We start from the raw sequence: 14,472 nt of genomic DNA on the forward strand, positions 1-14,472 counted from the left end.
GCACTGTATAAGCCGTCAAATAGAGGCGCAATGCCTTTGAATTCAGCAACGCCCTTCACATATTCCTCAAGCCCATTGCTGGCTACAAACAGCTTAATCCCACGTGAATGCAGCTCACGCAGCGTTTCCTCCACAAATGGGTACAGCTCGCCTTCGCCTCTTTCCAAGCCTTCGCGCTCGTACTGAAGCAGCAAGACATCAGCCCGCTTCCGAGCAGCCTCTGTACTATCTGGCATAACCTGCCGCCAAATATCCTCCAGCAGCATGCCTAAGCAGCTTAGCAGCCGTTCTACAGGCGGCGTTTCATGCTCGTAAAGCCCTTCTTCCCTTAGCGTCTCAAAAACGCGGTGGTGAACAGGCACCAGCAATTTATCCGTTTCAAACAACGTTCCATCCATATCAAATATGACAGCCTCAGGCTTTCGCAGCTTATGTACGCTCATAGTTGAAACCTCCTTCAAAGTCTGCTCTTATCATAACGGAATATAGGAAATGATCGCAAGGCTTGATGAAGGTTAACCGTTAATCACTTGCTTCGTCAACGACAGAGATTCTTTCGTCAATTTCGCCTATGCATAGCGGAAGACTGCAGCGCTATTCTTGCCAGCGCATAAGGGCCAAGATAAGCGCCGCTTATTAAAAAAACGAAATTTTTGAGTACACGATGCACTTCCGTCATAAACACCGTATCATCCATGAGAGTCTGTGTTATGGCATCCGCTGCGGTTACAAAAAATAAAAAGATGGCCGTAACCGCAAGTCCATCCAAAACTCGACTGACTGTTCCACTCATTCGACTCAACCAGCCCATGAGAACTGCGCCAACAGCTAATGCCGCACCAATTAATATCATCATTTGCCATCACCTCTTGTGATAGGTTCGGTCATTTGATGCATACTTAAACCTCACATTTTTGGATGGAATGAGAATATAGCGAATAAAAGCGACCAAGCTTGTTTACATATGATAAAGAAGTCCAATAAAAGTAACATTTTGGAGGAATGCTGTATGAAAAATCTTATTCGCTGGTTAAATGCTGCCGGTCTCGCCGCCGTGCTTGCAGTTAATGGACTTGCACAGTGGCTTCCTATCAACGGGAAAACGACTGGAGAAATATCCGCTAAGTACCCTGTGCTTATCACTCCTGCGCCATATGCCTTCTCCATTTGGTCTTTTATTTATTTGCTGCTGATTGGTTTCGTCATTTATCAGTTCAAGCCACGTGCTGGCAAAAGCAAAAATGTACAGAACATCGGCCCATGGTTCATCATAAGCTGCCTGTTCAACGTCGCTTGGATTCTCCTGTGGCACTATGAGAAACTAACCAGCAGCGTATTCATTATGTTCGCTCTGCTGATCTCGCTAATCGTTATTTATAGCGCAATTCGAAAGGATAAGCAGCCTCCTGCTCCTATGGAACAATGGCTTGTACGGCTGCCTTTCAGCATTTACTTAGGTTGGATCTGCGTAGCTTCTATTGTTAATGTAGCTGTCGTTTTGTACGCTGCCGAGTGGAATGGCTTTGGTTTATCTGATGCTGCTTGGACCATTATTTTATTGATTGCAGCCAGTTTGCTTGCTGTTGTCATCGGTTTTAGATTTTTGGACCCGGCCTTTGTTCTTGTATTTGTTTGGTCGTTTATAGCTATTGCCGTAAAGCAGGATCAGCAGCCCGAGGTTAGTCTCTCAGCCAGCATCGCTGCTGCTATCTTAATGATTGCAGCCATTGTTATTTGGGTTCAGGCAAGGAAAGGAAAGCAGTTGCATATTGAAAAATAGAACCGGATATGTCACACTGTTTGATGTGTGTGAGGACGAAAGCCTCCTTGCAGGAAAGGTCGTGACGGTTCACGTATGATAAAATGGCTGCTTCGTTCCATGACAGAATTAAGCTCGCGCAAATGGATATCTCGCATAACCGGAAAATTCGCTCAATCGGCTGCCAGCCGTCGATTTATTTCCCGTTTTGCTGCGACATATGGCATTAAAACTGAGGAAGCTGAGAAACCTCTAGCCCAATATAAAACGTTAAACGAGTTTTTTACACGGCGATTAAAACCCGGTCTGCGTGATGTGCATGCAGATGAGGACTCGCTTGTCAGTCCTGTTGATGCTCTCATAACCGGAGCTGGGCCAATAAGCAGCGGCACGATTGTTAACGTAAAGGGGCAGGACTATACGATTGAGGAGCTTCTTAATCGGTCTCCGCGAACTTCCAATTATATGAACGGCTATTATTTCGTTCTTTATTTGAGCCCAACCGATTACCATCGTATACATACGCCAGTCAGCGGTCGTGTTGTAGAGCGTGAGCATATTGAAGGAAAAGTTTATCCGGTTAATGACTTTGGTCTTCGCCATATGCGCAGAGTGCTTAGCCGCAACGAGCGGCTGATTACCTATATGCAGCATCATGCAGGGGAAACGGCCGTTGTCAAAGTTGGCGCAATGAACGTAAGCAGTATTCAGTACGTACAGCCCCTTAAGGAAGAAATGTTCAAGGGTGAAGAGCTCGCCTACTTTGAATTCGGTTCTACTGTAGTGCTGCTGCTTGAAGATGGAACCTTTACTCCACGTGACAACCACATGCTTGGATCGAATGTGCGTATGGGTGAGAAGCTCGGATCACTCCAGAAAAACTAACTGAAGCAGACTTAGCTCAAAACGAAAAACCCCGAATTTCTCAGCGATGAGTGAATTCGGGGTTTTTCGTTTATTAGCCTATCTGATCTCCGAGGGGCTTCGCCCCGTATACTGCTTAAACTGCCTGCTGAAAAAAAAGATGTCCCGATAGCCCAGTGCATCTGCTACCTCGGTCACATTCATCCCGGCGTGCATGAGCAAATGCTGCGCCCGTTCAATTCTTGTGCGAATCATGTAGGTTTGCACCGACATGCCGATCAGCTCTTTGAATTTCATTGAAAAATATCGGGGCGATAGCTGCGCCCGCATCGCTAGATCCTCTACACGGTGCGCAATACTTGGATTTTGCCGAACAAAGTTTGCTACCTCATGAATGGCCTCCGTCAATTGATTGCTTGCCTTCTTCTCAACTGGCAGCTGCTTGTCCTCTCTAAGCAAATGAATCATCAACTGCTTAAGAACAAGCTGCGCCTCCTCTTCCGCTGCATACGTTTTTACAAGAAACAGCCTTACATAGCGTGAGAGCATATATTCAAAGTCGACCGTGTCATTCAATTGCCTATACCGGCTCGGCACAGCATCTATCGTTTCATTAATGGCAAAGTGAATATAGGATAATACGAGCGGACGCTGCGGGTTATGAGTGGAGCTTGTGTAATCACCCGGACGAAACAAGAAGCAGCTTCCCGGTCCAACCTCATAGTGAGTACCGTTGACTTCAACTTCCCCTTCTCCGCTCCAAACATAAAATAAATCAAAATTGGCCATCGGCTTCTCGCGTCTAGCCCATCTCCAACCCGGCTCGCATACAATTTTGGCAAACGCAGGTAACAGGATGAACGAATTAGGCGAAATGTGCAGCATAAGGAAACCTCCTGTACAAATCTATGCCGTCATCATACAACAGGGAGAAACTATTGCGCAAGCCACATGAAGTTACGAAAAAATTTGCTTTGTGAATGGTTTCCATCTCAAAAAAAATGTTATAATAGCACCCGACAAGAATAAACGGCTAACGCCTAATTATACTACATTCAAATGAATGATTTCGGAAGGATGGAATAAAGTCCATGAACCCACTTGCTAAGCAATTAAACGAGACGTTACAAGCAGAAAGCCCTAACGTTTATGCGATGTTGTCAGACTTAGGCAAAGCGATTTATTTCCCGAAGGAGGGCATTCTCAGTCAGTCCGCCGAAGCGAAAACGAAAGCAACTAAATTTAATGCTACTATTGGAATTGCAACAGAAGGCGGACAACCGATGCACCTAAAGGTCATCCAAGATACCCTCTCTGCTTACAATCCGAAAGATATATATGAATATGCGCCTCCTGCAGGAAAGCCTGAGCTTCGTGCTGCTTGGCGTACAAAAATGATCAAAGACAACCCTTCCCTTGAAACAAAGGGCTTTGGTACGCCAGTCGTTACAAATGCATTGACCCACGGTCTTAGCATCGTAGCTGACCTATTCGCTAATGCGGGTGACGCTGTAATCATCCCTAATAAAAACTGGGAAAACTACGAATTGACATTCGGAATCCGCCGCGGTGCTGAAATTGTAGAATACCCGCTGTATAACGACCAAACTCGCTTCAACAGCGCTGGCCTTCGCGAAGCCTTGCTAGCTCAGAAGGACAAAGGGAAAGCCATCGTTGTGCTGAACTTTCCAAACAACCCTACTGGCTACACGCCTGGTCCACAGGAAGGCGATGAAATCATCGCTGCCATTCACGACGCAGCGGAAGCTGGCATCAATGTAGTTGTTGTAACAGACGATGCTTATTTTGGTTTATTTTTCGAAGATTCCATGCAAGAATCACTGTTCTCCAAGCTTGCTGATCTGCATCCGCGTGTGCTTGCCGTTAAAGTTGACGGTGCGACCAAAGAAGAGTACGTATGGGGCTTCCGCGTTGGCTTCATTACGTATGGTTCAACTTCTGCGGCTACTTTGAATGCGTTGGAGCAAAAAACAATTGGTATCATTCGTGCCACGATTTCCAGCGGCCCGCATCCATCACAAACATTCGTATTGCGCGCTTTGACTTCACCTGAATTCGAAGCTCAAAAAGCGGAGAAATACGATATTATGAAACGCCGCGCCAATCGCGTAAAATCGTTGCTCGACAGCGGCCGTTATGGCGATGTATGGGGCTATTACCCATTCAACTCCGGCTACTTTATGTGTCTAACACTAAGCGGCGTTACAGCTGAGTCCGTACGTGCACACCTGTTGAACCAATACGGAATCGGTACGATTGCTCTAGGTGAAACAGATCTTCGCGTTGCTTTCTCTTGCATCGAGGAAGAAAATCTTGAAGAGCTGTTCGATACGATTTTCAAAGCGGTTAACGATTTGATTGCTCAAAAAGTATAATAAACACTCGCACTTCATTCGCGAATAATTGCAAAGAACCCCTGAGTCAGCATTTCTTTACGAATGCTTCTCTCAGAGGTTCTTTTTTGTAACGTCTGCCCTGCTTAGTCTTCATCCTCATCTTTCGCAAGCTTCTTGCGCAGACGCGCTGGACGAATGGCGATATACATGGCGGCAAGTACAATAGCTATGAGCGAAGGGACGTAAACGCCGCCCGCCAAAGCCAGCGGCAAAGCAACAAACAGCCACAGCAGCAGCGTGCACAGCACCATCGCCAAACGATCGATTTTCAAATATTGCTCTATTCGCTGTTTTTCCAGCAATGGGTACACATGCTTCCAAACCGAATAACGATGGATATGACGCAAGCCGCCTAATTGAACTGCAATGAGTCCCATAAAAATAAAAAATACGAGAACACTGCCATAACCAGATAGCGATACGGCTTCAGCAAACCAATAGGTGATGAGGCAGCCGAGAATAAGCAGCCTTAGTATAATTCCGCCCATCTCGGTTCTAAGCATAGATGCCGTATAGAGATAAACGAATGTATTGCGATTCGAATATGGTATCGTACGCAGAATCCAGCTTAAATACGATCTTCTTGCTATACTCGATGGGAGTGTAGGTACATCGATAAACAATCCAAAAAAAACATAATACCGTTTGCGTGTCCTTGCTTCCTCTTCAATCAGCCTCTCCCAAGGAAAAGGATGTTTTGTTGGAAGACGATAAAGCAGCATAGACAGTATACCGATGAGCAGCGTAAACCCCGCAGCCTGCCAAGCGGTACAAGTAAGCCAAGCTACCAGCGTCAATGCTGTCATTGCCCAGCGCAGCACACGCATGAGACGTCGCATGCCAGCCCAAGTCATTCGGCGCTCTTTCCATGCTCCCCATACATTGCCCGCCTTCAGAGCGGCAGCCACGACTGCAAGAAGCAATGCGCCGTTAATGGCTGGGCCTTGGTTATAGATCGGCAAATAAAGAAGAAACACAATGGCAGCTAGTATCGAACAAGCAATTGAAGTATGACGGAACGATAAGCGCAAATAACCGGCCATCTCTGCCTCACGCGGCATCATAAAGACGACGTCTCCGGCCGCAAGCCACGTACGAAGCGGACTCCAACACAACACCAACGTTAATGCAATCACACCAACAGTCGCAAAGGGAAAGCTGGCTGGCATATGACGAATTAAATTTATGTATCCAATCGTGGAGGAGATCAAGATTAAAGACATGAAAGCTGGGAAGCCGCTTTGCCCCATATACCGAAAATAAGGCAAGGTTTCCCCGCGGAATGCCTTTGCTCTTTGCTGCCACATCAGCTCCAGCTTGCTAACATTGCTCATCAAACATTGCCCCCAGTAACGAGCTTATAGAAGGCATCCTCCAGAGAACCGCTGCGCATGTCCATGCCTGCTGCTTGTCTAATATCATCGAGCGTGCCGATCGCAACGATTTTACCGTGGTGCATGACGATAAAACGATCGCAATATGCTTCCACAGTTGAGAGGATATGCGAGCTCATTAGGATGGCTGCTCCCTTTTGTTTTACTTCAACCAGCCGCTCCAGCAAGGAACGAATGCCAAGCGGGTCAAGCCCTAGAAAAGGCTCATCGATGATGTACAGCGGCGGCTCAGCGAGCAGCGCGTTCATAATCATGACCTTTTGTTTCATGCCTTTGGATAAGTGGGCTGCAAAGGCTTTACGCTTTGGCGTCATTTGGAACTGCTTCAGCAGCTCGTCCTCACGATCACCATACTGCTTGTCCTTTACGCTATAGGCCATCCCCGTTAAGCGCAAGTGCTCCTCAACGGTCAGCTCATCAAATAGAACCGGCGTCTCCGGCACATAAGCAAATGCACTTCTGTAACGCTCCGTTTCTTCCTCCAGCGTAACGCCATCAACCTTTACTTCCCCCGCCTGCGGCTTCATTAAACCTAAAATATGCTTAATGGTCGTGCTTTTTCCAGCGCCATTCAGACCGATTAATCCTACCATCTCGCCCGCTTTTACCTCAAAGGAGATATCATGCAGTACTGGTCTTCGTGGGCTGTAACCGCCAATTAAACCATTCACCTGTAAAATAGAATCCATCCTATCACCTTCAACTATGTAAATTAGTTTATCTAGTAAACAGCATACCGAATTATCGGACTAATATCAAAGAAAGCAATGATTTGTGTACAAAAGCAAGAAGCATGCACAAATACGAAAAAAACGGGCAGCCGTTGGCCGCCCATTCTTTAAACACTATGATTTGCCTTCATATCGTATTACTTTGAAAGCAGATTATAAAGCACTTGTGCCACTTGAGCTCTCGTAGAAACATCTTTAGGGCTCAGCTTTGAATTGTTCCCCGTAATGATGCCGCCCTCAACTAGCACCTTGAAAGCGTCAGTTGCATAGCTTGCAATTTGAGCGGAATCACTGAAGCTGGACACCGCAACATTTGTCTCTGCTTTAGGCAATTCACCAAACACTTCAAGTGCGCGATACAGAAGTGTAAATAGATCTTGACGTGTAATTTTGCTATTAGGGTCAAACGTATTGCCTTCTACACCTTTCGTAATACCCAGGCGCTTAGCAGCTCCCAAGTAATTCGTATAGTAGGTATTCCCTGCATCATCAAAATTAGCTGTCTCTTTCTCATTTGGCTCGATGCCGTATGCTTTCAATAACAAGACGATGAATTGGCCTCTCGTCACTGTCGCATTCGGGCTGTAATGGTCCTCGTCTGTACCTGTTGTAATGCTTCTTGCCGCAAGGAATCCAACGGCATCCTTGTACCAAGCTGCATCCGATACATCTTTAAAGCTTACTTTATTGTATCCTACAATGTACTGGGAGAAATGTGTCGTAACAAAGTTTACCGTTCCTGTACCCGCGTTGTATTTCCCGCGGATCGTTTCCAAGCTGCCGCCATCCGTTACATAGTAGACCACTACAGCATTTGCATCTTCTCCGGCTTTTAAAGTATAAGGCACACTAACTTGCACATTGCTGCCGCCAAAGCTTGTAAGCTGGGTAGTTCCTGCGAATACGGAGAAATCATAAACCGGTCTGTCACCCAAAGCTTCCTTGCCCTCGTCCGTCAGCTCTACTTTCGTAATAATAATGCTGATATCACCCGCTTCAGCCGAATTGCTGATGCTTTCAATTGCTTTTGCGTCAAAAACGACAGTGCCAACGCCAAGATTGGCCTTCACACCCGCATTTGTGCTTGAAGCTACTTCATTAAACGATTTTCTAGGAATGCTCAGCTCTACAGATTTAGTTTGAGCTGTAGCTTCAACCTTAAGCTCAACGACAGAGGTTTTGCCTGCTGCTTCCGCTTTCTTAGCAAGCTCAACCAGGCTTGTAATAGAAGCTGCGGTTGCTTTCGCTACGGTTGCTCCTGTCGCAGCATCGGTTGTTGCTGTTATCGTTGCTGTTGGTGCTGTACCATCATTATCTCCGCCTGCTGGAGGTGTAGGTGTTGGCGTTGGATTTGGGCCATTGTTTCCACCGCTTGGAGGAGATACATAATTAGGTACAATGACATCTAGCACTGCGCCGGCATTATAGCCTTCCTTAGCCGCAAACCTCACGTTGTAAGTGCCTGATGATAAACCAGTAATAGATGGCGCTGTAGCCGCTTGATAGGACTCAGCTCCTGACAGCTTGTATTCAAGTGCTGTCGTTGTTCCTGTAATTTGTCCATCATTATTAGCTGAAGAGGTAGGAGCTACACCCGTCAAGCCTGATGGTTCCGGCTGCTCTTGTAGAGCAAACGCTTTGATAACGATATTAATTGCTGGGCTTGCACTGAATCCAGGTTTAGCTGCAAATCTGATATTGTAGGTGCCTGCTACGAGACCAGTTATCGCTGGTTCTATTGCCGCTTGATAAGCATCCGTTCCATCTAATCTGTATTCTAGAGCTGCAGTCGTTCCTGTAATTTGTCCATCGTTATTAGCAATCGTTGTCGGTGATACGCCTGTTAAGCCAGTCGGCGCTTCTTGCGCTTCCTCGCCGTAAGCCGGAATAACAACCTCTACTTTAGGGCTTGGGCGATATCCTTCTTTTGCCGCGTAACGAACATCATAAGTACCGTAAACAAGATCTGTAACAGACGGTTCTGTTGCACGAATATAATCGGATAACGAATTAGACAACTTGTATTCAAGCGCTGTCGTCGTTCCTGTAATTTTACCGTCATTGTTAGCTGATGTCGTTGGTGCAACGCCTGCCAGCCCTGTTGGTGCAGCTTGGTCTTGAATATAGGATGGAACCACTACGTTCACAGCTTCGCCCGCTTTGTACGAAACAGCTGCGGGAATTCCTGCTGTATGAGGACCATTGTATCCAAGCTTGGATGCATATCTAACATTGTAAGTGCCTGGCACTAAGTTAGTTATTGCATCACCAGTTACAGCCTTGTAATCCGTTTCACTTTCAAGCTTGTATTCTAGCGCTTTGCCTTTCGTTCCTGTAATTTGACCATCATTTTCATCGGATGAGGTTGGTTTAACCGCTGTCAGCCCTGTAGGTTTGGCCTCAACTCTTGCGAATAGGCTGTTCAAAGCATTCGTATAGTTATTGTAATTCACACCAGTAAGCCCGCTGCTTACATAATCAGGTTGAATATTGGTCCAAGAATACATCAATTCAATATGCCCAAGAATCGGAGCTCTGTTGCCATCAGCATCCTTATTGTCTTTGTTATATTGAAAGAGGTATGGAACCTGAGCTTTGCTTGCGATTACTTCTACGCCGTTCTCATTCGTATACTTTACATTGTTGCTTGCTTTTACATATTGTGTTTTGATATCAGGCAAATATTTGTTAATCAAATCTACATACAGATTGGCATTTGGATGATTCGTATCTCTCGTTTGAAAGAATATGCCGTTATGCGGGTCAGCGTTCGGGTCTTTATTAAGATCCAGGATCGAAATTCCCGAATCCAGCTTGGTGTCCCAGAAATAAACTTTATCAATGTTATTTTTTTTCGCATATTCGTTAATAAACTTAATGGCTGCTTGCGTATTCGGGCACCAAGAGCCGCCGAACAAGATCGTATAATTCCCTTCGCTCTCGAGAATCTTCGTCAATTGGTGATAGGTTACATGTTCAAATACGAGCTCGCCATCCGATTCGTCAAAAATAACCGTTTCTTTTTTGTTGATGATTGATCCGTTTCTATTGAAAGCTGCTTTGATGGAATTTGAACGGTTAATCGTATCAAATGAAGTGATTCCTTCAAACACTTGACTCACTTTTGCTTTGTAAGCATCTACTTTGCCCGTGTCCAAAACACCATTTGTTAAGTAATCGTTCCATACATTCGTTGAAGCCAAAGAGGAAACAATTTTCTTTTTGTTATACACAAACAGGAATGGTGCTTCAATTTTTTTCGCTGAGCCTTCTGAAATTACTGTGCCCTTGCTGTCTTTTTTTGTATAGCTAACGATATCTCCTGCTGGAAGTACTTCATCGAGGTTCTTTAAATATTTTTTGACCAGCTCGACATACGCTTCTGCAAAATCAAAAGTGTTGTTGCCAACTTTGATTTCTTTCGTTTGCGTTTCCGCAATTTCTAGTGATTTCCCATCTAACCTCGTATCAAAGTTATAGATGGTTTTTACGCCATATTGCTTCGCCACCTGATTAATAAAGCCAATATTCGCTTGTGTTTTATCGCTCCAAGCTCCGCCAAACAACACAACATACGTGCCTTCGCTGTCAAAGAGATTAATAATATCTTCATACGTTACCGTTTGAAGAATATGGTTCTCATCATCCAAATGATCATACACATTATTAAAATAGTTATAATGGCTGGCGCCGCTATTTACTAGAGTTTCCGAAGCTGGATTGGCATTAACGATATTGGCAGCTGGCAAAATTAATAACGCAGCCAATATAAGAGCTAACCATCTTTTGGATGTATTAAATTGTAATTTCATGTTCATTCCTCGTTTTCATCAAATTTTGTCGATGTGCCAAGTGTGAAATATGTATACTCCACTAGTCGCTTCAAGATCTCGTGCAGGGAGCCGGTCATAAGAGGCTGATCTGCCTCTTATGACCACCCCCATTTCATAACTCATGAATACGTATTTCTTGTTTCTAGCAGATTTCTTCTTCCGTTGTCGATGGTGCTGGCTGTTGACCTTCGGAAGACGATGATGATGATGAAGAGGATGAAGCAGGAGCCTCTGAGGATGATGGTGCTTTCGGCTGTACCGTATCTTTTTTCACAAATGAGACCGATTTAGATGGTTTCGTTTCTTCTTTCGCAGCTGACTCCGCTGGTTTCGATTGTGTTTCTTCTTTCGCAGCAGGTGCTGCTGCTTTTGGCTCTTCTTTCACAACGGCTGCAGCTTTAGGCTGGCTTTCTTCTTTTACGGTCGTTGCTGCTTTAGGCTGGGCAGCTTCTTTCGGCTGTGTTGCTGTTTTTTCAACCGATGTATTTGCTTTAGCCGCCGGCTCTTCCTTTGCTGCTGCCGCTTTAGCTGCAGGTGCCTCTTCCTTCTTATCTACAGCAAGAGTAACTTTGGATTTATCTTCTTGTTTCGCATCTGCTTTTTCTGCTTCAGGTTTATTTGCCTCTATCGTGTCCGCCGTTTTTGTTTGTGGTTGTTTTTCGCCTTCTGCTGCAGCTGTGTTTACTTCTGATTTTTTCTCTGTGTCAGAAACGGTAATGATTTTGGATTGATTCTCTTCCTTTGCTTCGGTAACAATTGCAGCGTTGTCCTTCACCGCAGGCGCACCTTGCGCCTGTTTGGCAGATACGACAACATAGGTTAGGGCTGAGAAGGCTACTGTTGCAGAAATTAATGTTAGTGTTAGTTTTTTCATGATTGTAAACATCCCTTTCGCTTCGCTCTTTGAGCTTTTTTGTTTTTTTGGATAAAAAAAGGAGACCCAACAAGGCGCAGAACTGCGCTCCTATTGAATCTCTGGTGGTCCAGTAGATTATCTTCTTTTGTCATCCTACAAAATGGTTTTTCAACTCACTTTGAATATATTCCTATATTATTCCTCAAAAACGACCCTGTCAACGATTATTTAAATTTTTCCCATCGTTTTTGTCGGAATTAATTATATAGACACTAAAACGTCTGATTTTTATTTATTATTTTAAATTCCACCTTACGATCATCGGTATGAATAAACTTCACAAGCAATGAAATTTTATGATCTGCGTTTATGCTGCTCCAGTAAAATTGAGCCGTTTCATCCATTGAATCAAATAAAGGAACCTCCAGCGGTTCACCTTCAAGAGATCTCAAAATACCATTTTCTTCACCTTTATAAGTGTGAATGCAATGACCTATTCCTTTTGTAAAAGAATCGTAATGAAAGAAATGACGAATGCAAAATGACGGATCGTTTTGCCTTGTTTTCAAAATGGACAAGCTGTATACAGCTGATTCAGTATCAATAATACCGGAAATACGCGGTGTATAATGGGGAGCATCCGGTTCAAACTTTCTGCTTTTTAATGCATCTTCAAACGTTTCTTTTTTGCCATAAGCTTCATAGATGGTTTCAGTCTGATCTCCATTGGAAATGATGTGCATCCCATTTATACTCTTTATCGGATCATAAATAATCAATGAAGGGTCTTCCATTTTTGCCGCATCATATGCTCTATTTTTTACAAACTGATCATTATGCTCAAAGATTCGGTTGCGACTGTTCACGCTTCTGCCCATTATCCAATACACTTGAACAAAGTGTTTTCCTGACGGGCTCATCCCCACGATTATTGTTCTACCAGGATACGGATTATTAAATAACTGATCTTCATAGGATTGCAACATACTCACCTCAACCTTTTTATTTTATCTGAAAATAAAAAAAGCATTTGATCATCGATCAAATACTTTGCCCAGGCGCACGACATATGAAATAGGTGCTCCCTCGTGGTCATCCACGTTTACGCCAGTTACACCTACCTAAAATTTACATTTATTATAGTTCGATATCGCAATTGAAATCAAGCTCTTTTACAGACTAACTATGAAAGTTAACGCGTATATTTTCTAACGAACTGTATCGTGCTTATTATGCAGAAAACTAAGCGCTGCTGGATTCGCAAGCTATATTTTTGATTGTTGAGCAATGAAAAAAGGGCTGTTCCAAAAGTAGAAAAATCTACTTTCAGGACAGCCCTTCACTTATATAAACCTTATTTCACTTCAATTGATTTAACTGTACCATTGTCGCCTTTTACTTGTACATATTGACCAGCCTTCAGCTGCGAGGAGTCACCTGTGATGACTACACTTGGATCAATGCTGAATGTTGTGACAACTGCCTGTGAGTTTTCATATCGAGTAATGAGAGAAACCGTCGTCAATTTCGCCTGATTGTTGAACGTTAATGTATTAATAATTCCGTTCTCCGAGAAAGCTGTACTAACAGGAGCCGACTTCGTTACTTCAATAAATACGATACGATTAAGATACGTACGAACGAGTACCTCATCACCTGCTCGGAGTGAGCTCACTGGCGATTTTTTATCATCTCGGAAAATAAACGCATTCGAGTCTAATGCTAGTGAAACCTCCGTGTTATCTCCTTTAACAACCGTCAACTTGCCATCAGCAGGAGCTGCTTTTAGCTTGCCAGTAATGGCTTGTGCATCATGATTAGGCATTTCCGTATCTGTGCGATCGAGAAGCGCTGCCAGCTCTGCACGGGTTACTGGTTGATTAGGACGGAACGTTTTTCCATTCTTATCATTGTAGCCGGTAATAATACCTTTCTTCAAAGCAAGAGCAACATAACCTACAGATCCAGCAGGGATCTCTTTTGCATCCTTAAAGTCAAGCTTCGTATTATTGAGCGCCTTCGCTTCGTCTTCCAGTTTAAGCGCTTTTACGAGAAGAATCGTAGACCAAAGTCTTGTCGCGTTTGCTTCCGGTTTCACTTCCGATTCAGTCTCAGAGAATAGATCGTTCTCCAGCGCTACTGCAACGTAACCAACAGCCCAAGGGTATTTTTTTGCGATTTTATCCCCGTCATTAAATTGCAAATCCGTTTTCATTTTATCTGCTGATTCCGCTTGTGAGCGAAGACCCATCAATCTGACAGCAGCAGTCAACGTTTCAATACGGTTGATTTTCTGATTAGGCTTAAATGTACCATCCTCGTAGCCAGTAAATACGCCCTTCGACGCTAACCGCATAATGTATTCCATAGCCCACTTCAGATCGTCCTCATCTTGAAATTGCCATGTTACTTTATGTTTATCGTCCTTGTCATACTTGTCATCCTTGTCCTCATGACGGCCTTTATCATCATTACGATCGCCATCATGCCCTTTGCCTTTACCGCCATCTGCAAAAGCTGACGTCGCACCGCCTGCAAGCATTAGCAGCGCAAGCGAAGAAATTGCTGTCTTTTTCCACATGGTTTGTTTCATCAAGAAAGCCACACTCCTTTTTCGA

12 protein-coding genes and 1 riboswitch are annotated in these 14,472 nt (G+C 44.3%); of the genes, 3 read left to right on the top strand and 9 right to left on the bottom strand.

Features of this window, described 5'->3' with window-relative positions; genetic code table 11:
• Together AB4Z50_RS11300 and AB4Z50_RS11305 are read right to left on the bottom strand one after the other, a co-directional pair.
• A partial coding sequence (locus tag AB4Z50_RS11300) for an HAD family hydrolase (protein WP_441878894.1) occupies positions 1–443 on the bottom strand: 443 nt, incomplete at its 3' end.
• 116 nt (positions 444–559) lie between these two features.
• Entirely contained in the window at positions 560–856 is a 297-nt protein-coding gene (locus tag AB4Z50_RS11305) for a hypothetical protein (protein ID WP_441878896.1), read from the bottom strand.
• Positions 857–1,009: 153 nt separating this feature from the next.
• On the opposite strand from AB4Z50_RS11305, the gene AB4Z50_RS11310 reads away from it, so the two are divergent.
• Both AB4Z50_RS11310 and asd read left to right on the top strand, forming a co-directional pair.
• Positions 1,010–1,780 carry a tryptophan-rich sensory protein gene (locus tag AB4Z50_RS11310; RefSeq protein ID WP_441878898.1) on the top strand — a complete coding sequence of 257 codons (771 nt, stop codon included), beginning with the start codon at positions 1,010–1,012 and terminating at the stop codon, positions 1,778–1,780.
• A gap of 75 nt (positions 1,781–1,855) precedes the next feature.
• Positions 1,856–2,644 carry an archaetidylserine decarboxylase gene (gene asd, locus AB4Z50_RS11315; protein WP_441878900.1) on the top strand — a complete coding sequence of 263 codons (789 nt, stop codon included), beginning with the start codon at positions 1,856–1,858 and terminating at the stop codon, positions 2,642–2,644.
• A 78-nt stretch (positions 2,645–2,722) separates the two neighbouring features.
• On the opposite strand, the gene AB4Z50_RS11320 is transcribed toward asd, so the two are convergent.
• A complete protein-coding gene (locus AB4Z50_RS11320; protein WP_076267819.1) occupies positions 2,723–3,508 on the bottom strand; it encodes a helix-turn-helix domain-containing protein in 786 nt (261 codons plus the stop codon).
• Between the two features lie 206 nt (positions 3,509–3,714).
• Between AB4Z50_RS11320 and AB4Z50_RS11325 the strand changes: the two genes are divergently transcribed.
• Positions 3,715–5,019 carry an aminotransferase class I/II-fold pyridoxal phosphate-dependent enzyme gene (locus AB4Z50_RS11325; protein WP_441878902.1) on the top strand — a complete coding sequence of 435 codons (1,305 nt, stop codon included), beginning with the start codon at positions 3,715–3,717 and terminating at the stop codon, positions 5,017–5,019.
• A gap of 104 nt (positions 5,020–5,123) precedes the next feature.
• Here AB4Z50_RS11325 and AB4Z50_RS11330 read toward each other — a convergent pair whose 3' ends face one another.
• The 6 genes from AB4Z50_RS11330 to AB4Z50_RS11355 all read right to left on the bottom strand — a co-directional run bounded on the left by AB4Z50_RS11330 (position 5,124) and on the right by AB4Z50_RS11355 (position 14,447).
• On the bottom strand, positions 5,124–6,374 hold the full coding sequence (locus AB4Z50_RS11330) for an ABC transporter permease (RefSeq protein ID WP_441878904.1): 1,251 nt from the start codon (positions 6,372–6,374) through the stop codon (positions 5,124–5,126).
• Positions 6,374–7,123: an ABC transporter ATP-binding protein gene (locus tag AB4Z50_RS11335; RefSeq protein ID WP_339207781.1), complete on the bottom strand. Its 750-nt coding sequence runs from the start codon at positions 7,121–7,123 to the stop codon at positions 6,374–6,376. The genes AB4Z50_RS11330 and AB4Z50_RS11335 overlap by 1 nt, the downstream gene beginning before the upstream one ends.
• Before the next feature lie 179 nt (positions 7,124–7,302).
• The gene (locus AB4Z50_RS11340) at positions 7,303–10,977 is read right to left on the bottom strand and encodes an S-layer homology domain-containing protein (RefSeq protein WP_441878906.1); all 3,675 of its coding nucleotides are present in this window, start codon (positions 10,975–10,977) and stop codon (positions 7,303–7,305) included.
• Positions 10,978–11,140: 163 nt separating this feature from the next.
• Positions 11,141–11,872: a hypothetical protein gene (locus AB4Z50_RS11345; RefSeq protein WP_441878908.1), complete on the bottom strand. Its 732-nt coding sequence runs from the start codon at positions 11,870–11,872 to the stop codon at positions 11,141–11,143.
• 254 nt (positions 11,873–12,126) lie between these two features.
• Positions 12,127–12,840: an IMP cyclohydrolase gene (locus AB4Z50_RS11350; RefSeq protein ID WP_441878910.1), complete on the bottom strand. Its 714-nt coding sequence runs from the start codon at positions 12,838–12,840 to the stop codon at positions 12,127–12,129.
• A 59-nt stretch (positions 12,841–12,899) separates the two neighbouring features.
• A riboswitch (ZMP/ZTP riboswitch) is annotated at positions 12,900–12,979 on the bottom strand.
• Between the two features lie 229 nt (positions 12,980–13,208).
• Positions 13,209–14,447, bottom strand: a complete 1,239-nt coding sequence (locus AB4Z50_RS11355) for an S-layer homology domain-containing protein (protein ID WP_441879424.1) — start codon at positions 14,445–14,447, stop codon at positions 13,209–13,211.
• Between the last annotated feature and the right edge of the window lie 25 nt (positions 14,448–14,472).

Origin of the sequence: Paenibacillus sp. 2TAB26 (genome assembly GCF_052115145.1) — a bacterium.
Classification (GTDB): Bacteria; Bacillota; Bacilli; order Paenibacillales; family Paenibacillaceae; genus Pristimantibacillus.

Excerpts from the sequence above, each read along its gene's own strand:
- AB4Z50_RS11305 (WP_441878896.1), bottom strand. The coding sequence starts at position 856 with ATGATGATATTAATTGGTGCGGCATTAGCTGTTGGCGCAGTTCTCATG.
- AB4Z50_RS11310 (WP_441878898.1), top strand. The coding sequence starts at position 1,010 with ATGAAAAATCTTATTCGCTGGTTAAATGCTGCCGGTCTCGCCGCCGTG.
- asd (WP_441878900.1), top strand. The coding sequence starts at position 1,856 with ATGATAAAATGGCTGCTTCGTTCCATGACAGAATTAAGCTCGCGCAAA.
- AB4Z50_RS11320 (WP_076267819.1), bottom strand. The coding sequence starts at position 3,508 with ATGCTGCACATTTCGCCTAATTCGTTCATCCTGTTACCTGCGTTTGCC.
- AB4Z50_RS11325 (WP_441878902.1), top strand. The coding sequence starts at position 3,715 with ATGAACCCACTTGCTAAGCAATTAAACGAGACGTTACAAGCAGAAAGC.
- AB4Z50_RS11330 (WP_441878904.1), bottom strand. The coding sequence starts at position 6,374 with ATGAGCAATGTTAGCAAGCTGGAGCTGATGTGGCAGCAAAGAGCAAAG.
- AB4Z50_RS11335 (WP_339207781.1), bottom strand. The coding sequence starts at position 7,123 with ATGGATTCTATTTTACAGGTGAATGGTTTAATTGGCGGTTACAGCCCA.
- AB4Z50_RS11340 (WP_441878906.1), bottom strand. The coding sequence starts at position 10,977 with ATGAAATTACAATTTAATACATCCAAAAGATGGTTAGCTCTTATATTG.
- AB4Z50_RS11345 (WP_441878908.1), bottom strand. The coding sequence starts at position 11,872 with ATGAAAAAACTAACACTAACATTAATTTCTGCAACAGTAGCCTTCTCA.
- AB4Z50_RS11350 (WP_441878910.1), bottom strand. The coding sequence starts at position 12,840 with ATGTTGCAATCCTATGAAGATCAGTTATTTAATAATCCGTATCCTGGT.
- AB4Z50_RS11355 (WP_441879424.1), bottom strand. The coding sequence starts at position 14,447 with ATGAAACAAACCATGTGGAAAAAGACAGCAATTTCTTCGCTTGCGCTG.